General features: G+C 41.0%; 25 protein-coding genes. 10 read left to right on the top strand and 15 right to left on the bottom strand.

The annotated features are described in order from the left end of the window. From rplV to HMPREF0023_RS03385, 8 genes are all read right to left on the bottom strand, one after another. Window positions 1-330: a 50S ribosomal protein L22 gene (gene rplV, locus HMPREF0023_RS03420; protein WP_005086837.1), complete on the bottom strand. Its 330-nt coding sequence runs from the start codon at window positions 328-330 to the stop codon at window positions 1-3. An 11-nt stretch (window positions 331-341) separates the two neighbouring features. Continuing rightward, on the bottom strand, window positions 342-617 hold the full coding sequence (rpsS, locus tag HMPREF0023_RS03415; protein WP_004641066.1) for a 30S ribosomal protein S19: 276 nt from the start codon (window positions 615-617) through the stop codon (window positions 342-344). 13 nt (window positions 618-630) lie between these two features. Beyond that, entirely contained in the window at window positions 631-1,455 is an 825-nt protein-coding gene (rplB, locus tag HMPREF0023_RS03410) for a 50S ribosomal protein L2 (protein ID WP_004641068.1), read from the bottom strand. 11 nt (window positions 1,456-1,466) lie between these two features. Then, the gene (rplW, locus tag HMPREF0023_RS03405; RefSeq protein WP_004641070.1) at window positions 1,467-1,787 is read right to left on the bottom strand and encodes a 50S ribosomal protein L23; all 321 of its coding nucleotides are present in this window, start codon (window positions 1,785-1,787) and stop codon (window positions 1,467-1,469) included. Continuing rightward, window positions 1,784-2,386, bottom strand: coding sequence for a 50S ribosomal protein L4 (gene rplD, locus HMPREF0023_RS03400; protein ID WP_004641072.1), 603 nt, complete (start codon window positions 2,384-2,386; stop codon window positions 1,784-1,786). Before rplD ends, rplW begins: the two co-directional genes overlap by 4 nt. An 11-nt stretch (window positions 2,387-2,397) precedes the next feature. Next, window positions 2,398-3,036: a 50S ribosomal protein L3 gene (gene rplC / locus HMPREF0023_RS03395; protein WP_005086841.1), complete on the bottom strand. Its 639-nt coding sequence runs from the start codon at window positions 3,034-3,036 to the stop codon at window positions 2,398-2,400. A gap of 57 nt (window positions 3,037-3,093) precedes the next feature. Then, the gene (gene rpsJ / locus HMPREF0023_RS03390; RefSeq protein ID WP_000070912.1) at window positions 3,094-3,405 is read right to left on the bottom strand and encodes a 30S ribosomal protein S10; all 312 of its coding nucleotides are present in this window, start codon (window positions 3,403-3,405) and stop codon (window positions 3,094-3,096) included. A gap of 227 nt (window positions 3,406-3,632) precedes the next feature. Further along, window positions 3,633-4,361, bottom strand: a complete 729-nt coding sequence (locus tag HMPREF0023_RS03385; RefSeq protein ID WP_004641076.1) for a type 1 glutamine amidotransferase — start codon at window positions 4,359-4,361, stop codon at window positions 3,633-3,635. A gap of 168 nt (window positions 4,362-4,529) precedes the next feature. Between HMPREF0023_RS03385 and HMPREF0023_RS03380 the strand changes: the two genes are divergently transcribed. From HMPREF0023_RS03380 to HMPREF0023_RS03355, 6 genes are all read left to right on the top strand, one after another. Then, window positions 4,530-5,723, top strand: a complete 1,194-nt coding sequence (locus tag HMPREF0023_RS03380) for a PLP-dependent transferase (RefSeq protein WP_005088324.1) — start codon at window positions 4,530-4,532, stop codon at window positions 5,721-5,723. 19 nt (window positions 5,724-5,742) lie between these two features. Continuing rightward, complete coding sequence (locus tag HMPREF0023_RS03375; protein ID WP_005088327.1) at window positions 5,743-7,290, top strand: helicase HerA-like domain-containing protein; 1,548 nt, start codon at window positions 5,743-5,745, stop codon at window positions 7,288-7,290. A 142-nt stretch (window positions 7,291-7,432) separates the two neighbouring features. Next, on the top strand, window positions 7,433-8,644 hold the full coding sequence (hmpA, locus tag HMPREF0023_RS03370; protein ID WP_005088328.1) for an NO-inducible flavohemoprotein: 1,212 nt from the start codon (window positions 7,433-7,435) through the stop codon (window positions 8,642-8,644). A 79-nt stretch (window positions 8,645-8,723) separates the two neighbouring features. Continuing rightward, window positions 8,724-9,176 (top strand): RrF2 family transcriptional regulator, encoded by a 453-nt coding sequence (locus tag HMPREF0023_RS03365; protein WP_005088330.1) that lies wholly within the window; start codon window positions 8,724-8,726, stop codon window positions 9,174-9,176. Window positions 9,177-9,247: 71 nt separating this feature from the next. Then, the gene (gene yihA, locus HMPREF0023_RS03360; RefSeq protein WP_005088331.1) at window positions 9,248-10,024 is read left to right on the top strand and encodes a ribosome biogenesis GTP-binding protein YihA/YsxC; all 777 of its coding nucleotides are present in this window, start codon (window positions 9,248-9,250) and stop codon (window positions 10,022-10,024) included. 129 nt (window positions 10,025-10,153) lie between these two features. Beyond that, window positions 10,154-11,098, top strand: a complete 945-nt coding sequence (locus tag HMPREF0023_RS03355) for a metal-dependent hydrolase (RefSeq protein WP_005086849.1) — start codon at window positions 10,154-10,156, stop codon at window positions 11,096-11,098. A 73-nt stretch (window positions 11,099-11,171) separates the two neighbouring features. Here HMPREF0023_RS03355 and HMPREF0023_RS03350 read toward each other — a convergent pair whose 3' ends face one another. From HMPREF0023_RS03350 to HMPREF0023_RS03340, 3 genes are all read right to left on the bottom strand, one after another. Beyond that, window positions 11,172-13,289 carry a TonB-dependent receptor family protein gene (locus HMPREF0023_RS03350; RefSeq protein ID WP_005088332.1) on the bottom strand — a complete coding sequence of 706 codons (2,118 nt, stop codon included), beginning with the start codon at window positions 13,287-13,289 and terminating at the stop codon, window positions 11,172-11,174. Between the two features lie 319 nt (window positions 13,290-13,608). Next, window positions 13,609-14,850 (bottom strand): dicarboxylate/amino acid:cation symporter, encoded by a 1,242-nt coding sequence (locus HMPREF0023_RS03345; RefSeq protein ID WP_005086853.1) that lies wholly within the window; start codon window positions 14,848-14,850, stop codon window positions 13,609-13,611. 128 nt (window positions 14,851-14,978) lie between these two features. Further along, entirely contained in the window at window positions 14,979-15,851 is an 873-nt protein-coding gene (locus tag HMPREF0023_RS03340; protein ID WP_004641096.1) for an acyl-CoA thioesterase, read from the bottom strand. A gap of 358 nt (window positions 15,852-16,209) precedes the next feature. Between HMPREF0023_RS03340 and plsB the strand changes: the two genes are divergently transcribed. Then, the gene (plsB, locus tag HMPREF0023_RS03335) at window positions 16,210-18,762 is read left to right on the top strand and encodes a glycerol-3-phosphate 1-O-acyltransferase PlsB (protein WP_004641098.1); all 2,553 of its coding nucleotides are present in this window, start codon (window positions 16,210-16,212) and stop codon (window positions 18,760-18,762) included. A 49-nt stretch (window positions 18,763-18,811) separates the two neighbouring features. Here plsB and HMPREF0023_RS03330 read toward each other — a convergent pair whose 3' ends face one another. Next, a complete protein-coding gene (locus HMPREF0023_RS03330; RefSeq protein ID WP_017396794.1) occupies window positions 18,812-19,792 on the bottom strand; it encodes a putative solute-binding protein in 981 nt (326 codons plus the stop codon). Between the two features lie 143 nt (window positions 19,793-19,935). Further along, a complete protein-coding gene (locus HMPREF0023_RS03325) occupies window positions 19,936-20,763 on the bottom strand; it encodes an NAD-dependent epimerase/dehydratase family protein (RefSeq protein WP_008941212.1) in 828 nt (275 codons plus the stop codon). 18 nt (window positions 20,764-20,781) lie between these two features. Between HMPREF0023_RS03325 and recG the strand changes: the two genes are divergently transcribed. Continuing rightward, the gene (gene recG, locus HMPREF0023_RS03320) at window positions 20,782-22,827 is read left to right on the top strand and encodes an ATP-dependent DNA helicase RecG (RefSeq protein ID WP_008941211.1); all 2,046 of its coding nucleotides are present in this window, start codon (window positions 20,782-20,784) and stop codon (window positions 22,825-22,827) included. Beyond that, complete coding sequence (locus tag HMPREF0023_RS03315) at window positions 22,820-23,479, top strand: ComF family protein (protein ID WP_008941210.1); 660 nt, start codon at window positions 22,820-22,822, stop codon at window positions 23,477-23,479. Before recG ends, HMPREF0023_RS03315 begins: the two co-directional genes overlap by 8 nt. Here HMPREF0023_RS03315 and HMPREF0023_RS03310 read toward each other — a convergent pair. Continuing rightward, entirely contained in the window at window positions 23,448-23,855 is a 408-nt protein-coding gene (locus tag HMPREF0023_RS03310; protein WP_026056363.1) for an NUDIX hydrolase, read from the bottom strand. The genes HMPREF0023_RS03315 and HMPREF0023_RS03310 overlap by 32 nt on opposite strands. Window positions 23,856-23,865: 10 nt before the next feature. Continuing rightward, window positions 23,866-24,450: a TIGR00730 family Rossman fold protein gene (locus HMPREF0023_RS03305; protein ID WP_008941208.1), complete on the bottom strand. Its 585-nt coding sequence runs from the start codon at window positions 24,448-24,450 to the stop codon at window positions 23,866-23,868. 173 nt (window positions 24,451-24,623) lie between these two features. On the opposite strand from HMPREF0023_RS03305, the gene HMPREF0023_RS03300 reads away from it, so the two are divergent. Further along, window positions 24,624-25,640, top strand: coding sequence for a CorA family divalent cation transporter (locus HMPREF0023_RS03300; protein ID WP_005086867.1), 1,017 nt, complete (start codon window positions 24,624-24,626; stop codon window positions 25,638-25,640). Window positions 25,641-25,690: the final 50 nt, after the last annotated feature.

Raw genomic sequence — 25,690 nt, 5'->3', positions numbered from 1 at the left:
TCAAACCCCTACCTTAACGGTGATGTGACAAGTACGCTTAGTAATACGATCTGCACGGCCTTTAGCACGTGGCATGATACGTTTAAGGCTCATGCCTTCATCAACGTAAATCGTAGTTACTTTAAGATCGTCAACATCTAAGCTGTTATTGTGTTCAGCATTCGCGATTGCAGATTCAAGTGCCTTTTTAACGAGCACAGCTGCTTTCTTGTTGCTGAAGTTTAAAATGTCTAGCGCGCGTGCAACCGATTTACCACGAATCAAATCAGCAACTAAACGTGCCTTCTGTGCCGAGATAGCGGCACCGCGTAATTTAGCAGTTACTTCCATCATAGCACCTATTAACGTTTAGACTTCTTATCAACACCGTGACCACGATAGGTACGAGTTGGCGCGAATTCACCTAGTTTATGACCAACCATGTGTTCAGTAACAATTACTGGAACGTGGTTACGACCATTGTGAACAGAAATTGTTAAACCAACAAAGTCTGGAAGGATCATTGAACGACGAGACCAAGTCTTGATCGGCTTACGGTTGTTTGCTGCAATAGCCGCTTCAACCTTAGCGAACAAGTGCGCGTCGACGAATGGACCTTTTTTTAATGAACGAGGCATTAGTCAGATTCCTTTACTTGACGCGACGGTCGCGAATAATCATCTTAGTCGTACGCTTATTGGTACGTGTCTTGTACCCTTTAGCTTTTTGACCCCATGGACTTACAGGTTGAATACCTTTACTACGTCCTTCACCACCACCGTGTGGATGGTCAACTGGGTTCATCGCCATACCACGAACGGTAGGACGAACACCGCGCCAGCGCGAAGCACCAGCTTTACCCAATGAACGAAGGTTGCTTTCTTGGTTAGAAACTTCACCAATTACAGCACGACATTCAACATGGACTTTACGCATTTCACCAGAACGTAAACGAACGATAGCGTAAGAACCATCACGACCTAACAACTGAACTGAAGTACCAGCAGAACGCGCTAATTGAGCACCTTTACCGATTTTAAGTTCAAGGTTATGAAGTGTAGAACCAATAGGCATGTTACGAAGTGGTAAGCAGTTACCTGGACGAATTGGAGCATCGTTACCAGATTGAACTTTATCACCCGCACGTAAACCTTTAGGAGCAATGATATAACGACGTTCACCGTCAGCATATTTCAATAAAGCAATATGAGCTGTACGGTTAGGATCGTACTCAATGCGCTCTACAGTCGCTGGAATACCATCTTTATTACGTTTAAAGTCAACAATACGATAGTGTTGTTTATGACCACCACCTACATGACGTGTAGTGATGTGACCATTGTTATTACGACCACCAGTACGTTTTTTAGCTTCTACCAACGGTGCATAAGGTGCGCCTTTGTGAAGATGGCTATGAACCACTTTCTCTACAAAGCGACGTCCTGGAGACGTTGGCTTACATTTTTGAATTGGCATAATTTTCGTCCTTATTCCGCTGCGTTTTCAGCGGTATCGCCCAAGTCAGCCATTTCTACATCTTGGCCAGCTTTCAGGGTGACGTATGCTTTTTTCACATCAGAACGACGTCCTAATGTTTTACCAAAGCGTTTTGTTTTACCTTTAGTGATCGTTGTATTAATTTTTACAACTTCAACACCGAAGAGCTGTTCAACTGCTTTTTTGATTTCAAGTTTGTTTGCATTTAATGCAACTTTGAACACTTGAACACCAGCAGTATCACCTAAAACTTGTGCTTTTTCTGAGAATACTGGTCCTAATAGGACTTGATAGATACGTTCGTTGTTCATCCGAGTTCTACCTCAATTTTCTTAGCAGCAGCTACAGACATTACAACTTTATCAAATGCGATCAAGCTAACAGGATCAATAGCAGTAGCATCAACCACATCAACGTGTGGAAGGTTGCGAGCTGCGAGATACAAGTTCTCATCTACAGCATCTGTAATGATCAATGCGCGAGTTGCATTCAAGTCGGTAAGTTTTGCAAGCAATTCTTTAGTTTTTGGAGCCGCAACAGCAAACTCTTCAACTAATACAAGGCGATCTTGGCGAACAAGTTCAGCTAAGATACATTGCATTGCACCGCGATACATCTTACGGTTTACTTTTTGAGACCAATCTTGTGGACGAGCAGCAAAAGTTTTACCACCACCAACCCAGATCGGGCTACGAATAGAACCCGCACGAGCGCGACCAGTACCTTTTTGACGGAATGGTTTTTTACCACCGCCAGAAACATCTGCACGTGATTTGTGAGCACGAGTACCTTGACGACCACCAGCTAAATAAGCTGTAACAACTTGGTGTACAAGAGCTTCGTTAAATTCACGTCCGAAAGCAACTTCAGACAATTCAACAGCAGAGCCGGAAACAGTTTTTAAATTCACAGTATTTCCCCTCAGGCCTTGATGGTAGGACGCACGATAACGTCGCCGCCAGTTGAACCAGGAATAGCACCTTTAACAACTAAAACAGAACGTTCAGCGTCAATAGATACAATTTCAAGACCTTGAACTGTTACGCGTTCATCACCTAAGTGACCAGCCATTTTCTTGCCTTTGAACACGCGACCAGGTGTTTGGTTTTGACCTGTAGAACCTAATACACGGTGAGATACAGAGTTACCATGAGTAGCATCTTGCGTACGGAAATTCCAACGCTTAACACCACCTTGGAAGCCCTTACCTTTTGATTGTCCAGTTACGTCAACAATTTGACCAACTGTGAACAAATCAACACCGATAGAACCACCAACTTCACGACCTTCAAGCTCAGCTTCAGTAACACGGAACTCTTTAACTAAACGACCAGCAGCAACACCCGCTTTAGCGAAGTGACCTTTCTGAGCGTTCGTTACGCGCGATTCGCGACGTTCACCAGTAGTTACTTGAATTGCTTGATAACCATCAGTTTCAAGTGTTTTGATTTGCGTAATGCGGTTTGGATCGACTTCGATAACTGTAACAGGTACAGATACACCAGCATCTGTAAAGACGCGAGTCATACCACATTTGCGACCGACTAAACCAATAGCCATGTGCATAAACCTCTAAAAAAGCGGCCTAATTAACTTAGAGTTAATTAACCGAAAGCCTTAACCCAAAGCGATCTGAACATCAACACCAGCAGCAAGATCTAACTTCATCAATGCATCAACAGTTTTATCTGTTGGTTGAACGATATCGATCAAACGTTTATAAGTGCGGATTTCATACTGATCACGAGCGTCTTTGTTGACGTGTGGTGAAGTAAGAACGTTGAAGCGTTCGATGCGAGTAGGCATCGGGATTGGACCACACACTTGTGCGCCAGTACGCTTAGCGGTTTCTACGATCTCTTGAGCAGATTGATCAATCAGACGATGATCAAAAGACTTCAAACGGATACGAATTCTCTGGTTAGACATACCAGTAAACTCCAAGCCAAATATATAAAGAATCACCCATGACGCACCTCACCTTTTGGTAAGTGTCAAGGGCAGTGAAAATCACTATGGTCGTGATCGATGCCACGACTGTAATGCGTTAACTACTTTCTTCGTAGAAAACGCCCTCCTTTTGAGGGTCGCCCATTATAGCGATTGTTTAAGTCTTATGCAATTCCTGTTTTTTATTTTTTATAATTTTATCCTCTTTAAACACCTACAACATATTCTATCGCTCGATTCAACAACTGATTACCTTGTTCGAATCTACTTTTTAGTGTCCTTTTTAGCTCCGATATGGGTTGAACGTACTCGCCATCAAAAATTGCCATTTCTTCTTCATTTTCAATCAACAACTCCAATGCATGTGGTGTCATTTCTGGATGAAATTGAAAACCAAGCACATTGCGTCCAATTTGATACATTTGGTTTCGACAAACTTTATTTTCTGCCAAATGTACTGCCCCCTTCGGGATTTCAAAAGTTTCACTATGCCACTGTAAGATATTGATCCGCTCAGGAAATTGGAAGCATGTTTCTGGAATATGTGAAGCACGCCCAACATCCATCCAACCTAATTCCTGATGAGGATTACGGCTTACTGCAGCACCTAAAGCATTTGCAATCAACTGCCCACCTAAGCATAAACCAATGGCGGGTTTTCCTGCTGCCAAATAGCGGCGTAACCAGCGTTTTTCCAGCCTCAACCATGGATAGTTCGCTTCATCATTTACACTCATGGTTCCCCCCATGATAATGAGCAAGTCCACCTCATCCACACGCGGCAACGCCTCTAGCTCAAGCGGCAAATCTACAGGCAAAGCAAAAAACTCAGTGGCTGTGATTTTTGCTTTATGTGCCTTTAGAAATTCATAACAACTTCCAAAACCCTCACCGGCGATGTGCTGAAAATAATGCACTCTTAAATGCGACTTCATGCGCTAAAACCTATTATCGTTAGAATGATAATAATTCTTAGCAAAAATAACGCCAGTTTTATTCCAAAGCATGATGCCCGTACCGATTCTGTACAAAAGCTGCAAATTACTGGCAGATAGATCACTTTTATCTTAACCTAGATCATCATATCGTTTTGATTTTGCCCCATGACTACACATAAAAATAGACAAACGCTTCTTATTCATGCACCACGCCAAGCCCCTCAATACATTGAAACCATACAACCTCCCCTATTTCGTGCATCCACCATCATTTTCCAGTCGACAGCGCACCTTTTTGATCGTCACTGGACCGATGCCTATGACTATAGTTATGGCACACATGGCACCCCCACAACATTCACTCTAGCCGATAATATTGCTCAGATTGAAGGGGGGCGATATTGTTTACTTGCACCGAGCGGTCTATCCGCGATTAATCTCGTGAATAGTGCAATATTAAGCAAGGGAGATGAAGTCTGGGTCGCTGATAATATTTATGGCCCTAATTTAGAACATTTAAGAAATCTGCAAGGCCGCTACGGCATCATTGTTAGCATTTACAATCCAATTGATGCTGACAGTTTCCAACCGACAGACAAAACCAAGCTAATTTGGCTAGAAGCAGCAGGTTCAGTCACCTTAGAATTTCCCGATCTAAAAAAATTAGTTAAAAAAGCCCAACAAGCCAATGTGCTGACTGCACTGGATAATACTTGGGGGGCGGGCCTTGCATTTAATGCTTTTGATTTTTCAGATGAACACCTTTCAGTTGATATCACTGTTCATGCTTTAACCAAATATCCCAGTGGTGGTGGCGACATATTAATGGGTTCAGTGGTGACACGTGATCAAGCTTTACATCACAAATTGTTCCGTATGCATGCCATTCAAGGCATTTCTGTTTCAGGTGATGACACTGCTCAAATTCAACGTAGTTTGGCACACATGTCCTTTAGATATGACCAACAAGCACAAAATGCGCTTACTTTAATGAACTGGTTAAAGCAACAACCTCAATTCGCCCAAGTACTCCATCCAAGCCTTGCTGATTGCGCAGGCCATGAGTTTTGGAAACAAATTTGCACTACAGGCAAAAGTGCTGGTCTCGTCAGCGTCATCTTTAAGCCTGAATATGATCTCGCTGCGATTCGGAAATTTTGCGACCACTTACAACTATTCAAACTTGGATTTAGCTGGGGCGGCCCTGTGAGCCTAGTAATGCTATATGACTTAAAAACAATGCGCTCACTCAAGAATACACATTTACAACAAGGATTATTGGTTCGCTTCTGTATTGGACTAGAACATGCTGAGGATTTAATTCAAGATATTCAAAATGCATTAAAACAACTGGAATGAAATCAAGAATAGGTGAAGAATGAATACACCCATCGTTATTGCTAAAAAAACCACAGATACCACACAAGATATTGTTCTACATTCTAAATTTGCCAACAGACACGGATTGATTGCAGGTGCAACAGGAACAGGTAAAACCGTTACCTTAAAAGTATTGGCAGAAAGTTTTTCTCGCCTTGGTGTGCCTGTATTTCTTGCTGATGCTAAAGGTGATGTCTCGAGTCTCGCCAAGGCAGGTTCGAGCAATCCCAAATTTGAAGAACGCCTTAGCCTACTCAAAATCAGCGATATCCCTTTTGCAGCATCACCTGTCATTTTTTGGGATTTATTTGGTGAGCAAGGTCATCCTATTCGTACCACCATTTCTGAGATTGGACCCTTATTATTAGCCAGAATGCTCAATCTCAATGACACACAAGAAGGTGTGCTTTCAGCAGTTTTCCGAATCGCAGATGATCAAGGTTTATTATTAATTGATTTTAAAGATTTAAAATCGATGTTGAGCTATGTCAGTGAAAATGCTTCGGCACTCAAAGCTGAATATGGCAACCTCTCTCCCGCAAGTCTTGGTGCCATTCAACGCAATTTACTAGCACTAGGTGATCAAGGTGGCGAACAATTCTTTGGCGAACCGAGTCTCAACATTTTAGACTTTATTCAGACCGATACCAACGGTCACGGCTATATCAACATTTTAGCTGCGGATAAGTTAATGAACACCCCGAAGCTATATGCCACATTCCTGCTTTGGATGATGTCAGAACTGTTTGAACAGCTCCCAGAAGTGGGTGACATGGACAAACCCAAATTGGTATTCTTCTTTGATGAAGCACATTTACTGTTTGATAATGCCAGTCCAGCTTTGCAACAAAAGATTGAACAAGTAGTTCGTTTGATCCGCTCTAAAGGTGTCGGAATTTATTTCATTACTCAGAATCCACTGGATCTACCAGAGAGTGTACTTGGACAATTAGGTAATCGCGTACAACATGCTTTACGTGCATTCACGCCAAAAGATCAAAAAGCGGTCAAAACAGCTGCGGATACATTCCGTGCCAATCCAGAGTTTAAAGTTGATCAAGCGATTACCGAGCTTGCTGTAGGTGAAGCACTCGTGAGTTGCCTCGACGAGCAAGGAACACCACAAATTGTTGAGCGCGGCTGGGTGATGCCACCTTACTCATCCTTTAGCCCAATTACACCGGAAGAACGTCAAGTTATCATTGCACAGAGTATTGTTGCAGGTATTTACGATCAAGCCGTTGACCGAGACAGCGCGTATGAAATGCTACAAAAGAAAGTCTTGCAACTATCTCAACAAAAAGAAGCCGATGCCTTGGCAAAACAACAGGAAAAAGAACAAGACGCTTTAGCCAAACAACAAGCCAGAGAACAAGAACGTTTTGCACGTGAGCAACAACGAGCCGCTGAAAAAGCACAACGCGATCGAGAAAAACTCACACAAGACATTGTAGGGACTTTTGCGAAAAGTGCTGCACGTAGTCTAGGGGGAAGCTCAGGACAAAAGATTGTCAGAGGTTTACTTGGATCCTTATTTGGTAAATAACAACCACATCTGCTTATAAATTAAGGGATAATAAATTATCCCTTAATTTTTTATGGCTTTTATCATAAGATGTATTGCAAATACATTTTATAAGATGTATTTTAAATATATCTTATAAAATGATAGCCAAGAGAGATCAAACATGACTCCGCAGCAAATTGAACTCGTAAAAGCAACCGTCCCTGTTCTTCGTGAAAATGGCGTGGCACTCACTGGTTATTTTTATAACCGCATGTTAGGGAACAATCCTGACTTAAAAGAAACCTTCAATATGGGTCATCAACGTAGTGGTGCTCAAGCTCAAGCACTTGCAGGTGCCGTTCTCGCTTATGCAGAAAATATTGAAGATCCATCAGTATTGCTGCCAGTAGTTGAATTGATTGCGCATAAACATGTCAGCCTCAATATCCAAGCACCTGATTACAGCATTGTGGGCGAAAACCTGCTGCACTCGATCAGTGAGGTCTTGAGTATCTCTATGGATGATCCACTCATTGATGCATGGGCTGCGGCATACGGGCAATTGGCTGATTTATTTATCAGCACAGAAAAAGCGATTTATGATCAACACCAGCAAACAAAGGGGAGCTGGCTAGGTTGGCGTAATTTTAAAATCGCTCAAAAAGTGATTGAAAGCGATGAAATTACTTCGTTCTATTTAGCTCCTGTCGATGGTGGTGATTTACCCAAATATGAAGCAGGTCAATACATCTCTGTGCGGGTATTTGTACCTGAGCTAGGGTTAAGACAACCACGTCAATACACATTATCAACCTCACCTCAAGCTGACTATTTAAGAATTTCAGTCAAACGTGAAGATGAAAAAGAAAATTTAGCTGCGGGCTGGGTGTCCAATACACTACACAGCTTAGCCGAAAGCTCACAAATTGAGGTGTCAGCACCTACAGGTAACTTCTATCTGATTGATCATACAAAACGTAATGTATTTATTAGTGGGGGTGTCGGCTTAACTCCAATGATTGCGATGTTAAATCAACTCGTTACCTTAGATATGCCACAGCCTGTGAGCTTTATTCACGCATGTCGTAGTAGCCAAGTACATGCAATGAAAAAGCATATTCATGATCTTAAAGATAAGTATCCCCGTCTTAGTACGTTTACAGCTTATGAATTTCCACATGACGGCGATGTATTAGGTATTGATTATGATATTGCTGGGCGTTTAGACCTCAGCAATGTAGATGCGGCTTTATTACCTATTAATGCAGATTATTACTTATGCGGCCCTATGCCATTTATGGCGGAACAACATAAAGCTTTAATCGCGCGCGGTGTTCCTGCCCAGAACATTCACAGTGAAGCTTTTGGTACAGGTGGGGTCAAACTCAGCTAATCGACACTGCATTTTGCACAGGGCTAGTCTATGATAGACTAGCCCTTTGTATTTAAAGCAATAGATTGAGTGAAATCCAATGCAACTCAATAAGTTTACTGATTATGCGCTGAGAATTTTAATGTATGTCGCTCGTCCGAGTGATGTACCTTATACAATCGCAGATATTGCAAAAGACTTACATGTCTCCCAAAACCATTTGGTTAAAGTGGTTCATTTTATGGGAAAGCAACAGTGGATTGTCACGATTCGTGGTAAAGGAGGCGGTCTTCGCCTCAATCCTGAAGCAAAAAGTCTTAAACTCGGTGAGATCGTACGCACTCTGCAAGGTCATCAACAAATTGTTGAATGCAATACCCCACCCTGTGTTTTACGTTCACATTGCGGGCTCAAAGGAATTTTAGACCAAGCTTTAGAAAGTTTTTATCAAAGTCTAAATCAATATACGCTTGGTGAGGTCATACAGCACGGCATTCTTCCATCTTCGAAGCATTCAAATATTGAGTTTCTAGAACTCATTCAAAAAGTATAACCATCAGATTCGCACGATTGACTGACATCCTTTATAATAGCTTTGCTATTTCAATTCAAAAGTAAGCTTCTATGCGTCAGCGTCAACAATCCAAAGACACCAAAGCCAAACTCGCACCCAAACAAAAAATCAGTTATGAAAAAAAGACTGATCCTGCATTGACTGAATATGCGGTACATTCTTTGAATTGGCTACGTCAAGCTGAGTTTTTAATGAGTGCGCCAAAACTGGCTTTGTGCGTAGAAGATACGGGATATGAAATTGCATTCGCAGGACGCTCAAATGCAGGTAAATCTAGCGCTATCAACGCCCTCACCAATAAAAAGCAATTAGCACGCGCCTCTAAAAAACCAGGTCGTACACAAATGATCAACTTTTTTAGTTTAGGCAACCCAGATCAACGCCTTGTGGATTTACCGGGTTATGGTTATGCAGCCGTGCCAGAGTCAATGAAAATTGTATGGCAAAAAGAACTCGAAAACTATTTAATCCATCGCAAAAGCCTACAAGGTCTAGTCTTATTGATGGATATTCGCCATCCTTTACAGCACTTTGATTTGATGATGCTGGAATGGGCTCATTCTCGTCATTTATTTGTGCATATTCTTTTAACCAAAGCGGACAAACTGAATCGTGGTCCAGCCAATAAAACCCTACTTGATGTAAAACAACAATTGAAGAAAATGAAATTAGATTTCTCGATTCAACTGTTTTCATCTCTGAATCGTATTGGTTTAGAAGAGCTCGCCAGTGTTATGGCAGGACGCTTAAATTACACCCTCGATCAACCCACTGAATTTGACCTTGATCAGATTCCTGAAGCCTCAGAAACAGACGCTGAAGAGTAAATTGCGCTTTTCATGCAACTTGATGCATAAAATAATTTTTAATTGTCCTGTATTGCTAAACACAAACACTAGGGAGTTTTCATATACTGCTTAGTGTTGGTTCATTGCACTATCGATTAGGACTAAACGATGAAATTACTATCATTTGTGAAGAACAAAGTTCTTGGTTCTTCGATTGACTATAAAATTCTCCCACGCAAAGTAAAATTTGACTGGGAAAAAACACCAGTAGACTGGATTCCAAACCAACCTTTCGCAAGTTATTTTATTAATGAAATTAATAACATATTACCTGCTGGTGAATTTTGGTTTTGCCGATTGTACAATAAAGTACTCCCGCAAATTACTGATGAAAAATTAAAGCAAGATGTCCAAGCTTTTATTCGTCAAGAAGCAATGCACGCTGTGGCACACACTTCTGCAAACAAGGAATATCTAAGCCAGCGCAATATAGATATTCAACGTAACTTAGATATTATGGACTTCCTTTTCACCAAAGCGCTTGCAGACAAGCCTTTTGATAAAGAAGTGCCACAGTTTCTAGAGCATCAATGGGATTTATTCCGTTTAGGTGTCATTGCAACTGTTGAACATATGACCTGTGTACTGGGTAAATATGCACTTTACAACAAGCGTTGGGAAGAGTTAGGTGCAGACCCTGAGATGATCGATCTCATCAAATGGCATGGCTCTGAAGAAATCGAACACCGCACGGTTGCATTTGATCTTTATCGCCATTTAGGCGGTGGCTATATTGCTCGTTATTATCTCAGTGTTGCGGTGATTATCGGCGTACTGGGTTTATGGGTAGATGGCGCAGCGCATATCATGAGCCAAGATCCTCGCTTTGCGGATAAAAAACCAAGTTTATTTAAACCTTGGATCTGGATTGAATGGTATAAACAAGGCCGCAAAGATGACCAAATCCTCCCAAATCCAATTTGGCTCGTTGCACAACAAATTGATTACCTCATGCCGTGGTATGATCCTGTCAAAGAAGGAAATACCCAAGATGCGGTCAACTATTTAAACAACTCACCTGCTGCGAAGCGCGCTTTACAACAAGCAGCTTAAAACAAATTATTGTTTACTTATACAAAAACCCCTCATCCTAGGATGAGGGGTTTTTCACAATCAGCAAATATAATTAGAAACGATAGCGAACACCAGCTTCAAACGAACGTTCAGGACCTACGTAGATACCTTGGCGTAAGCTCGCAATATAGCGCTTATCTTCTAAATTCTTTACTGCACCATAGAACTCAATTTGATCATTGAGTGTATAGCGAGAGGTTAAATCCACAGTCGTATAACCATTGATTTTACCCGTAAAGAAACCTGACGTGTTTTCTGTAATTGGCTTAGTATTCAAATCATCAGTAAATTGAGAGCCCGTGTAATTTGCACTCAGCTGAGTACGCAAACCAGCATAAGTATAACCAAAACCAAGATTTGCAACCCATTCTGGTGTGTATGGTACACGATCACCATCTTTTGATTTAAGCGTGCCATTTTTATTAAAACGGTCACCCTTAAATTCTGCATCGGCAACCCAAGTCACGTTAGCAAACATATCAAAACCGTTTTCCAACTCAACACTAATCGCACCCTCAAGACCTTGGTTAAAAGTCTTACCACCATTAGTTGTTTGGAAATCAGAATTACTGTTCGCAGGGATGATTTGATTGTCAAAATCCATTCGGAAAGCAGTCAACTCATATTTAAAGATATCTTGCTGTCCTCTTAAACCGAACTCCCAACTAACCGCAGTTTCCGCGTCCAGTTTTTGATCTTTCATACCACTGAGGGAATCGCCATTCAAAGCAGGAGAAAATGCTTTGTATACACTACCATAGAGCTGTACTGCTGGAACTAATTGGAAAGTAAATCCCAGACCAGGCATCACTTCAGTATTTGAAGTTTTGACCGATTCACTCTTTTGTTTATCTTCTCGTTGTTGTTCATAGCGTTCAACACGAAGTCCTGGTGTGACTGATAATTGATCCGTTATATCCAAACGATTCTGAGCATATAATGCAACACTTTTTGCTGAATCTTTAGTGTCTTTAGCAATCGTGCCTGTACGTGGTGTTGCACGCTTTGCATTAATGGTTACATCATCCATCTTCTCATTCATCAAGCGTAGACCAACTTCAGCCTCACTTGGAATATTGAATAAAGTATGCTTTGCAACTAAACGGGTTTCAGCACCAATACGTTCAAATGTACGGTTATTACCATTCACACTGTCCGTATAGATCCAACGACCAGCTGCTTGCGAAGCTGCTCCATTAATGCCATAACGCCAGTAATCACGATTCATTTCACTCCAATACACTAGAGTCTGAAGTTCTGTATCGGCGTTGATATTCCAACGGTGGTTAATATCGAAGGAATTACGCTCTGTCAAAAACCAATCATCTGGTGCTGGATTATTCTTTTTCTTGGCGTGATATTCATTCAAGAACTGTCCACGATATGAAATATTGGCATCATTCTCATAATGGGTAAATTTAACACCTAACCATTGGTTATCACCAATCGCCGTGCCTGCTTTGATCACAGCGTCTTTCATTTCATAGCCTTTGTCCATGAAACCATCGCTTTTCGCCCAACTTAAAATTGCGCCAAAATTGCTGTCTTTATTTGGAGAACTACCACCGAGTTCAACCGTTGTTTTATAGGTTTCCCAAGATCCAATCGATACATCAACTAAAGCACCATCTTGAGGTTGCTTAGTACGATAGTTAATCACACCACCGATATTCGATGGCCCATAACGTAATGCCGAAGAACCTTTTAGTACTTCAATACTATCCATGCGCTGTACACGTGGATTGTAATAACGGCCATTTCCAACAAACAAACCCGGTGCAACAGGTACACCATCTTCTAAAATTAAGGTTTTATAATCAGCTGAACTAATACCGCGCATACCAATATTTGCGACAACAGCCGATTCTTCCTCAGGTTTCACATATACGCCAGAAACACGCTTTAAGATGTCTTCTGTCGATGTTGGAACAAACTGCTGAATCTGCTCTTGATCCACAATCACAGCCGCGCCAGGAATTTTTGAGACTGCATCATCTTGCGAGCCGATTACCTGAATAGTTGGTAGTACTACAGTTTTTCGATCTTGCTCAGTTGCAGCATGCAACATAGGCGCGAAACTACCAAATAATAAGCCACTCATCACGATTGGATTTTTTAGAAAAGAACGGTTTTTCATAGCTTCCCCCGAAGCAGCAAAAAGATGGATCATCTTTTCCAACCCAAAAACTAGTAAGTGGTTAAAAAAGACACCAAACAAAAACAGACAAATGATAGTGCAAACAAGAACGATTATCCATAAAATATTAATAATTTAGAAATAAATCACTTTATTTTCATTAATTTAATTTTAATTAAACCTATTTTATTAAATTAATATTCACACACTTTATTGTTTTAAATCTGCCTATTAGAAAATTTAATCATTATTTTTTAGTTTACTTTTCAACCATTTCACATAAATGTATCTACTATATTGATGTGCCAATTTTTTAGTTAAGAAATAAAACTGATGCAAATTTTGCATCAGCTTACCCTTGATCTGTTGTGGACTCCGATGCATGTCGATCCACAACAACACTAATCATCATATCCCCCTGAACATTGACCACAGTACGTACCGTATCTAATAAACGATCAATTGGTAATAATATGGCAATCGCTTCCGCAGGTAAGCCAACAGACTGAAGCACCATAATCATGGTGACCATCCCCGCGCTCGGAATTCCTGGCGCACCTAAAGATGCAATAATTGCCACCAAGCACACAATAATTTGCTGCGTAATAGATAAATCTAGCCCCATTAAGTTCGCAATAAATAAGGCTGCTGCTGCCTCATAAAGTGCAGTTCCATCCATATTCAGCTGCGTCCCCAAAGGGATTACAAAGCCTGCGGTTTGTGGCCGAACACCTAGATTTTCCTGCGCACATTTTAAACTTAATGGCATTGTTGCCGAACTAGAACTGGTGGCAAAAGCAGTCACTAACGCCGTTCTGGCCCCACGAAAGAACGTGATCGGATCCATGCGCCCAAAAACCCATAGCAAAAGTGGTAATACCACAAGACCATGAAAAATCGTCGTCCCTGTCACCACCGCAGCAAACTCAGCTAAACGGCTCAAGACAGAAAGATCCTCTGTCACAATCAGTTTCGCCAACAGAGCGAAAATACCAATCGGAGCAAGTTTCATCACCCACCCAACCAGCATCATCATTATTTCAAAAAACTGCTGAAAACTATTCCGTACCAGTGCGAAACGTTCTCCCCCTTGTACCAAGGCCACACCTAAAAATAAGGCAAATACTACAACAGCCAATACATTCCCTTCACTAAATGCTTTGAATGGATTGATTAAGGTGTTTTGGACAAAATTGCTTAGAAAACTCGAAGGAGTCAAAGTATCAGGGCTTTGATGACTCTGCATATCCGCTTGAAAAAGCTGAATATCAACACCTTTACCCACATCAAAGAGATGAGCACATCCTATGCCTAAAATGAGCGCTAGTGTGGTCGTTGTAATGGAACATAATGCCGTGATCTTCCAAACACGACCAAATTGTCCACCTGCTTGTAGATTAGATACGCCCACAACAATTGAACTAAAAATCAAAGGAATCAATAACATTTTCAAAAGACCAATAAAAATGCTGCTTAAAATTCCTAAGCCATAAAGACTATGCTCTACAAATGCTGTTTCAGGGAAGGCGTTTAACAGGAAGCCAAACACTACGCCTAAAATGGCTGCAAATAAGATCTGGGTATTTAAATTCATTATCGGTATGAAAGCATGTTAACTTTTCAGTACTATCGCATGCTCAAACATAACAATCGAGCAATTTTTTTGTCACATTTGCATCTTAAAAAAGCCATCATAATGATGGCTTTAATCTAATTTAATCGTTACTGCGTTTCAATTTCTCTGAGCCTAATCAAACCTTCTTGAACCGTGCTACAAACCAGCTGACCATTTTGCCACATACGACCAAAATTCAGTCCACGTGAACTTGCACTCACGGTTGCTTCCATTTCGTAGAGCATCCACTCATCTGCACGCAAAGGACGATGAAAATAAATCGTATGGTCAATACTTGCACACTGAAGATTTGGAGAAATCCAAGATAAACCATGTGGACGTAATGCTGTGGTCATTAACGTAAAATCAGAATAAAATGCGACAATCGCCTGATGTAACGATATCTCATCAAGATTTTTTGCAATATCACCATGTGTACGAATGTAATGCGCATAAAATGGCGCTTCAGGCTGTGGCTGAAAAGGATTGACAGGCTGAACTGGACGAATCTCAACATGACGTTCACGCATGAAACTTGCTCGAACATTCTCTGGCACGAAGTTGAGCATACTTTCTTTTAATTCATTTTCAGATTTTAAATTTTCTGGTGCAGGATATTCAGGCTCTTTATGTTGGTAATTCAATCCTTCTTCTGGATTGGCAAAAGATACCATCGCCGAAAAGATAACACGTCCATGCTGAATAGCACGCACTTGACGACTGGCAAAACTTTTTCCATCTCGAAGAGAATCAACTTCATAAATAATCGGTGCGTCTACATCTCCACCATAGAGAAAATATGCATGAAGCGAATGCGCTGGACGATTGGTCGTATAGGATGCTGCTCTTAATGCTTGCCCCAAAACCTGTCCACCAAACACACGTTTGCCAACCAAATTACGACTATTACCCCGAAAGATATTGGCTTCCAGCCTTTCTAGCGTCAAAAGCTCGACGAGTTCTTGCGTTAACGCATTCATTTAATCACCTTTTTAACAACAATTAGGGAGAGATAATTCAAGCAAAAGCAAGGTCCTAGTGAGAATAAGGACTAGCACGAAACAAGAACAATTATATTAATCGAGATTTATCGATTAATACAGTTAGCACTCAATATAAATGTTTTTCTCAGTATAACTTTATATTTATAACCGCTAAAAATACGTTTTTTAACGATAAAATCTACCAAATACGCTATATTTTGTCAGAAAACAACATACCGTTTTATGTAAGAATACCGCAGAATGTCGTGTTCATGTTTGTGTATTGGACATGGCCTTGTGCTGTTTAGATTGCAGCGCTATGCATTTGCTTAGGGTTATCATTTAGGAGTTTGTAATGTCCAAGACTGGATTTGGTCAAATGTATCGCCAACTTTCGAGTAAGTTACTTGACCTTGTGGTTACACCACATATTCTTGGTGAAGTTCCTGTAGAGTCCACCACAGAACAAAGCACAAACGATGCAAAAAAAGTCGTGTGTTATGTATTACAAAACTACTCTCATAGTAATGCACTGGTGGTCGATGGTGAAACCCGTCGTCTACAACTCAAACCCGCTTTGGATCCTTTGAGTTTTGGCGATTATCAAGAAAAAAATTCTGTTCTTTTTTTACATCAAAATGACAATATTCTTTTTAATACACAAACCTTCCCACCTCGTCTTTTACAACTCATTGAAGCACTCGAAAAAAATCCAGAAATCGAAGTACAACTCATCCCTGTTACTGTGCTATGGGGACGCTCCCCTGATAAAGAAGATTCTTGGTTTAAGCTTTTATTTTCAGACACGTGGGCAACTCCAAGCACTGTAAAACAATTGGTAAATATAGGCTTACATGGTCGCCAATCGTATTTAGAATTCCATGAACCACAATCCTTACGAGAATTGGTTGAGTATGCCAAAACCAATCATCCAAATGTTTCGCCAGCTACGTATATTGCAAGCTCACTAGATAGCTACCTCGACCAACAGCGTGAAGTGGTACTCGGCCCAGATTTATCAGATCGTCGTAATGTAATGCAGTCTGTAGTGAAAGCACCTGACGTACAAGATGCGATTCGCCGCGAAAGTATTCAACATAAAATTAGTATGCTCGAAGCAGAGCGACGTGCGATTGGTTATGTAAATGAAATTGTATCAGACTATTCAGCCTCCGCAGTTCGCTTTGCTGATATGGCCTTAACACGATTATGGACACAGCTTTACGATGGTGTAGACGTACATAACTTTAGTACTGTCCGTGAACTTGCCAAAGATTACGAAATTATTTATACCCCATGTCATCGCAGCCATATTGACTATTTATTACTGTCCTACGTGATTTTTAAACGTGGTTTGATGATTCCTTACATTGCAGCCGGTGATAACCTCAATTTACCATTTGTTGGTCAATTATTACGTGGTGGTGGTGCTTTCTTTATTCGCCGTTCATTCCGCGGAAACGCGCTCTACACCTCTGTGTTTAAAGAATATTTATACAGCATCTTATCTCGCAACACCCCAATCGAGTACTTTATTGAAGGTGGACGTTCACGTACAGGTCGCTTATTACCACCAAAAACAGGCATGTTGGCAATGACCGTACACGGACATTTACGTGGTCGCGCCAAACCGATTGCCTTTGTTCCGACCTATATTGGTTATGAACGTTTAATGGAAGGTTCAACCTATGTTGGTGAAATGCAAGGTAAACCTAAAGAAGCTGAATCCATTTTTGGCATTCTCAAATCATTGCGAAAAATTGAACGTATCTTTGGTAAAGTACATGTGAACTTCGGCGAGCCTGTATTCTTAGATGATGTATTAAAACAGCACAATGCTGACAAGATTCAAATTGAAAAGAATGATGCGCCAGCACCAATTGAAATTTCTCGCGTTGTCTCTGATTCAGCCAACCGTATCTTAGAAAACATTAACCGCGCAGTAGTGATCAACCCTGTATCGCTATTGTCTTTAATTTTATTGGCGACACCAAAACATACTTTAGATGAAGAAATTTGTGCAAAGCAACTAGATATCTATCGTGACCTTGCTGCTAAACAACCTTATGATCAACGTACCCAAGTAACGTCGTTATCGGGTAAAGAGATTATCGAATATGGCTTAAAACTTAAACTCATCAAACGCGTTCAACATGTCTTAGGCGATATTATTGCAATCGAAGACAATCAAGCCGTACTACTAACGTATTTCCGCAATAACATTTTACATGCCTTTGTCCTACCTTCGTTGGTTGCATCTTTGGTTGAACATAATGGCAAGATTCACAAAACAGATTTAAGCAATGTCATTCGTACCTTATATCCATTCTTAAAAGCTGAATTGTTTATGAAATGGCAGTCATCTGAGTTACAACAACAGATCGGCGCCTATATCGATGCCTTGTCAGAAATCGGGTTAATTTTCCAAGATCATGATGGCAATCTATTCAGCCCAACACCAAATAGCGAAGAGCATCAAAAACTTCTCACTTTGGCGATGCCAGTAAAACAAAGTTTAGAGCGTTATTACATGACCCTTGCGCTCATTACACAACGTGGCTCTGGCAATATCTCGACCAAACAAGTTGAAGAACTGAGTCATTTATTGGGTCAACGACTCTCTGTACTTTATGAGTTCAACTCACCTGAATTCTTCGATAAATCATTGTTCCAAAGTTTTATCAAGGTACTGACTCAGCAAAACTATATTCGCAACAATGAACAAGGCTTCATTGAATACGATGATAACTTTAGTGAAATGGCGGCAGGTGCTCAACTGGTACTGGATGAGACTACTTTGCAAATGCTGCAACATATCACCACATTTAGTGATGAAGAGCTTGCTGCTGCTTTAGAAGCGATGGCATCACAACAAGCAAAACGACGTTTAAAACGTAAAAAAGCATAGGTGCAGTAAAAATAAAACGGCAACTCAAAGTTGCCGTTTTTATTCATCCCTACTTTCTACATTCTATATATTTGGGGTCATCCAGACATCGTAATCGCCGAATCAGTTCAACCAAATAAGCATCATAATATCCCGATGCAACATAACGATTGCGAATTCTGGTGACTAATGCATCATAGCCCTGCTTTTCGTAACTCGAAATATCTGCCCAATAATAGGCAGGCAAATGGTTTTCCCACTGCATCGCTTGTGCAGCCAATACATGGCTATTTTTTGCAAACCATGCGCGAATCGTATGACCAAATCCTGTAGGGTAAGCTTGTGGTCTGATTACAATATTGACTGCGAAATATGCAATAGGAAAATTGACCACTTGAGTCGATTCTCCAAATTCTTGTTTCAGGTTATACGGCAAAATACCATAGGCTGGCGAAGCCAAAATATCCATTTTCTTTTGTTTAAATAAATCAATCGCATTTGAGAAGTCCACATACGTAGGTTTTGCCCCAACACTTTGCGCTAGTGCCAACTGCGGAGGGTTATCTACCAAAATGCCGATACTCTTATTCCTAAGCTGTGAAACTTTATTAATCCTTTGGGTATTCATAATCATATAAACCGTACCCACAGGAATCATTCCAACCGCTTCATACTCAGCTTCTCGCATGCGCTTTTCAACATTCGGATTGGTAAATAACTGTAAAAATACACGTGCGGTTCGATTATTGGGAATTAAACCAATGGCGGCAGTACTACCCATAAATCGATTATAACGATAGGTGTTAAAATTTGAGGCAACCAAACCTGAACATTCTTTTTGATCAAATGCTTTAATCGCCTCTTGTTCATTTTTAAACGTTTTAAATTTCAACTGTACTTGGCTTTGCATTGCATGCACACGTACATCTTGCAAACGACGGCTTATATCACCTTGAGTACTTAAAGGATCAAATACACACCATGTTTGCTCTCCAGCCCAGCTGATTGTTGCCATCAGAGCAAGTAACATCGAACAAATTATTTTTTTCATCATTGACCTTCAATGCCTCGCTGCAAACCCTGTGCACAATTCAGGCAGTTCCTTTACGGAATCTATTGGTATTTAAAATCCAAAATCCATACCAAGTATTATGGGCGCTTAAATATCAAAAACACCTTAATATTGTTTTTAGTTTAATCTAATTTTTCAGCATTACTATGTGCCGATAAAGCTGCTGCGTAGTCATTAAAGCAAATCAAATGGTCAAATTTAAAACCTGTCTGCATTAATCTGGTTGCATAAATTCGTTTGCCTGTTTGCTGCTCAGTGAGAAGTTTTAAAAGAGGTAAACCTAACTGCTGTTGAAACCACTGCAAAATTTCATGCATTGGCAATGGCTGATTATTAGACACAATATAACTGGCTTCTACATGGGGCAGATCGATCAACAATGCTAAAAATTTCGCTAAATCATCGATATGAATACGATTGCTAAAATGCAGGTTTGGATAGCTTAAAGTCTGCTCAGCCAAACGCTTCAATCGTGCAATCGAGATGCCATAGATCCCCGTCGGTCTAACAATAATACTCTGCAGTGGATAATAGGACTGCCAAAGTAATTCCATCTTCCGTAATAAGTGTCCTTGCTCATCAACTGGTTGGATTTCAGAATCATCATCAACTCGCTCCCCTGCATTCTGACCATAGACACGTGTTGACGATACAATCACGATACGTTTTACAGGATGCGAGGCTAGTACTTGTACAATCGGTTTAATGCTATCCACATAAGTGTGTTGGTACGCATCTAGACCACTTTGAGACGGGGCTAAGATCACATAAACCACATCAATCGGTGCTAGGTCAGTCACATCCAAGCAATGAACATCTTGAGTATAATGCGTCGCGTAACAATCTGTTTTCGGCGTGCGACTAATTGTGCTAATGTGGTGACCACGCTCAAATAAGTGTTTAGCAACACGCTGAGATGTTTTACCATAACCAATAAATAAAATATGCATATATATCCTTGATCAAGAATGACTTCAGTCCAGCAGTTACAAGGCGTTGGTGCTGCCGCAGCGACCTTATTAGAAAAGCTTCATATTTTTAGCACGGATGATTTGTTGTTTCATCTGCCGCGTGACTATGAGGATCGTAGCACTATTATTCCGATGAATCAGCTCATGGTCGGACGTAGTTACCTGCTAGAAGGCGAAGTACGTTCTATCGACTTTCCACCTGGAAAAAAGAAATCTCTTGCAGCATTGCTACAAGATGATTTTGGTAAAGTCACTTTGCGTTTCTATCATATCTACAAAGGCTTAACTGATCGTATTCAAGTAGGAAATCGATTACGCATATTTGGTGAAGTTAGAGTAGGTGCACGGGGGCTTGAACTTTATCATCCTGAGATACAAGTGATTCTACAGCACACGCCTTTGCCTAAAACACAACTGACAGCGATCTATCCAAGCACTGAAGGGCTCACGCAGCCCAAATTACGCGAATATGTGCGGCAGGCTTTGGCACATCATAGTGATGATTTAGCAGAGCTATTACCCAGTAAATACAGCAATGGTTATGAATTAAAACAAGCGCTGCATTATATCCATGAGCCACCGATTGATGCCAATATGGTACAACTCAATCAAGGTTCTCATCCTGCACAACAACGTTTGATTTTTGAAGAATTGGTTGCGCATCAGATTAGCCTGTTAACCCGTCGTGCCTATATTCGTCAAATTGCGGCCCCCAAATTTACCAGCAGTAAAGTTTTAGCCAAACAGCTCTTAGAAGCGTTGCCGTTTCAGATGACCAATGCCCAAAAGCGCGTATCCAAAGAAATCTTGCAAGATCTAAAACAACAGCAACCCATGTTGCGGTTGGTTCAAGGTGATGTTGGTGCAGGTAAAACACTTGTCGCAGCCATCGCTGCGTGTCATGCACTTGAAGCAGAGTGGCAAGTCGCACTCATGGCACCGACTGAAATTTTAGCAGAACAGCATTATTTAAATTTTAAACGCTGGTTTGAACCCTTAGGCATCGATGTCGCATGGTTGTCTGGTAAACAAAAAGGCAAAGCTCGCACCCAAGCAGAACAGCACATTAGAGAAGGCCATTCGCAACTGATCGTCGGTACACATGCTTTATTCCAAGACAATGTTGCATTTTCTAAGCTTGGTTTGGTGATTATTGATGAACAACATCGTTTTGGTGTTGACCAACGCCTTGCCTTACGCAATAAAGGTGCGGATCAATTTACACCACACCAACTCGTCATGACGGCGACCCCCATCCCCCGCACCTTAGCTATGAGTGCGTACGGTGATTTAGATACCTCAGTGATTGATGAACTCCCACCAGGACGTACACCCATTCAAACCGTAACCATTCCGCTCGATCGTCGTGAAGAAGTGTTACAACGAATTGCCCAAAATTGTCGTGAAGGCAAACAAGCCTATTGGGTCTGTACCTTGGTTGAACAATCTGAAACACTTGATGCTCAAGCTGCGGAAGCCACCTATCAAGAAATTAAAGAACGTTTCCCTGATCTAAATGTCGGACTTGTACATGGCAAAATGAAAGCCGATGAGAAACAAGCTGTTATGCAAGCCTTTAAAGACAATCAATCACAACTGTTGATTGCCACCACAGTCATTGAAGTGGGGGTTGATGTTCCTAATGCTTCGATTATGGTGATTGAAAATGCAGAACGTTTAGGCCTTTCCCAATTACATCAACTTCGAGGACGTGTGGGACGAGGCGCGACTGCGAGTTTCTGTGCGCTTCTTTATAAAACACCATTATCGCAAAATGGTCAGGAACGACTCTCCATCTTACGAGAAAGTAATGATGGCTTCGTGATTGCAGAAAAAGATCTAGAAATTCGTGGACCAGGTGAGTTGCTTGGAACTAAACAAACGGGAGACATGGGTTTCCGTGTGGCACGTCTAGAACGAGATGATCATTTACTGACACAAGCACATTATGTTGCAGAACAAATTCTGAAAGACTATCCGCAACATGCAGAAGGTCTATTAAAACGTTGGTTACCTGAAGCACCAAGATATGCCTATGTTTAAGTTACTTGGCAGTCAAACCCAACGATTCTTAGATCATTTCACTGCATGTGATTTATGTGAAATAGGAGCCAAACAATACTTTGGCGTATGCAAAAATTGTTGGGATGATATGCCTTGGTTAAAACAAACAATTGAACGCAATCAACAGCAGGTCTTCGTTGCCTGCCATTATCAATATCCCATCAACCGCATTATTCAACAATTTAAATATGAGCAGAAGCTACATCACCAGCGAGTGCTCAGTGGCATATTACAACAAGTTAGACTTCCCAAAGTTCAAGCGATTGTTCCCATGCCCATTTCAACCGATCGCTTAGTCGAACGAGGCTTTAATCAATCTTTATTATTGGCTCAAGGCTTAGCACAAACGCTCAATATTCCAGTTTGGCAACCTGTTCGACGTTTAGCCCAACACTCTCAAAAAGGCTTATCCCGCCTAGAACGTTTGGAGAATATCGAGCATCAGTTTATTGCTCATCCACCGAATAAAATCCGTTATCGCAAAGTCTTAATTGTTGATGATGTCATCACGACTGGCAGCTCGATTGATGCATTATCCAAAGGCTTACGCCAATTGGGCTGCCAACAGATCTATGCTGTTTGTCTTGCTGCTGGCGGGGTTAAGGACTCAATCCTGCCATCTGTTGCTTAAGCATCCACGGGATCACCACCTCTTTGGTTAAAGGGGCGAGTAAAGTCGCTGAATCATTTAAATCAATCCATTTCATTTCTGCAATTTCTGCTGCAATCTGCGGTTGTTGTTTTAACTCAACCATGTAGAGATAACTGACTAATAGATGATCAGGTTCATTGGCAGCAGCTGTCTCAAACTTTCCAACAAATTGCTGGATCTCACACTCACAACCAATCTCTTCCAAGATTTCACGTTGAATCGTGATTTCAGGTGCTTCATTGATTTCCAATTTACCGCCGACCTGCATAAATGCTTGCGTATTCTTTTTTCGCACTAACAAGAGTTGATGATGTTGATTTACGATGACCGCCGCTGCAACCGTTATAATTTTCAATGAAACGTCCTCATGCTTGAATTTCATCAACCGACATCCATTTAGGCGTCGCTGGTTGATAGGTAGAAAATGCGGTTAGGATTTCATTAATATCATTTTCCACAATCAATTGATCAACAAAACGTGACTGACTAAATCCACGTGCCACCGAACCTTGAATCATTTTAATTAAATCATCGTAAAAACCACCAACATTTAAAAATGCACATGGTTTTTGATGAATGCCGAGTTGATTCCAAGTCCATTGCTCAAAGATTTCTTCTAATGTTCCCGCACCACCAGGTAATGCAATAAATGCATCTGCTTGCTCAGACATCTGGGTTTTACGCTCATGCATATTATCAACCACATACAGTTCGGTTAACCCCTTATGTGCAAGCTCCCGATCAACCAATGCATTTGGAATAATACCAACCACACGTCCTCCAGCCTTTAATGCACTATCAGCAACGACACCCATTAAACCAGAACGACCACCACCGTAAATCAGCGTTTTACCTTGCTCTGCAATCGCCTGCCCAGTTGCTTGAGCCATTTGTTGATATATCGGATCGTTTCCAAGAGAAGAGCCACAGAAAACACATATTGAATTCATACAATTAAAACCGTTTTATGCAATTGTCATGCTGTTAAAGTAAGCTAAGAAACAAGATTTTTGAGAAAATAACGATTAGGCAAGTGTTTTTCATTGCATCCTTGTCTAAAATACACGCTGACTTTCTGCAAAGTGCAAAAAGTCCTGATATTCACTGCGCGAGGAAAAAAGACATGCTTGAAGCCTTTTATGCCACAGAGCGCGGTAGCCTAGAAGACGCAACCATCAATGGTGGTTTTGATCTCTACCCTGAGTTGGTCTGGATTGATCTAATCGCACCATCCCAAGAAGAGCAGCAATGGGTACTCGATGCCTATGAACGAAATTTACCTACCTTAAAGTCACTGGAAGATATTTCCTCATCTGCACGATTTTACCGTGATGATGATGGGATTTTGCATATCAGTACTTATTTTTTAACAAAGAATAAAAACTTTCAATCTGATCGAGAACAAGAAGATTTAGAAAATACATTGGCGGCGACGGTACATACCGTTGCATTCTTGCTTGAAAAAAATCGACTCATTACTTTGCGTGGTGAAAAACTCGTTGCTTTCCGCGCCTTTCGTTCACGCGCTCGGCGGAATGATTATGAGATGGACTATAAAAATCCCGTTTGGATTTTATTAGGACTCTTAGAAGCTAAACTAGATGAACTGTCAGATATTCTTGAGGATACTCATCGATACCTTGAAGAATATTCTGCTGAGGTTCTCAATGATCATCATCGTGAGCAAATCTTGGATCTTGATGACATGATCACACGGTTAGCGCATCAAGAAGATATGCTAGGAAAAGCACAGCTCTGTCTAACTGACTTACGTCGAGTGCTGACCTTCCTATCACGTCCACGTGCATTAGGCAGTCATATATATGATGCTGATATTCGAGAAATGAGTGAAGATGTACGCTCTTTACTTGAGCATAACGCGTTCTTATTCCAGAAGCTAAAATTCTTACTTGATATCACTACTGGTTTTGCCAACACTGAAATGAATGAAACCTTTAAGCGTTTCTCTATTTTACCCAGTATGTTAGCCCCACCCATGTTGGTTGCTAGTATCTACGGTATGAATACAGATGTATTACCTTTTGCTCAAGGGGATACCAGCTTCTGGATTGTTATTACCTTTGTTACTACATTATTAATCGGTCCAATCCTCTATTTCCGTTGGAAGAAATGGATTTAATCTTATTACCAGCACGTTTATCTGCCTCCATATATAGACCATAATGGAGG

The organism is Acinetobacter sp. ATCC 27244 (genome assembly GCF_000156555.1).
Lineage (GTDB): Bacteria > Pseudomonadota > Gammaproteobacteria > Pseudomonadales > Moraxellaceae > Acinetobacter > Acinetobacter haemolyticus.
Note: the sequence above shows the minus strand (reverse complement) of the source record. Positions and strands in the feature narration are given on the sequence as shown.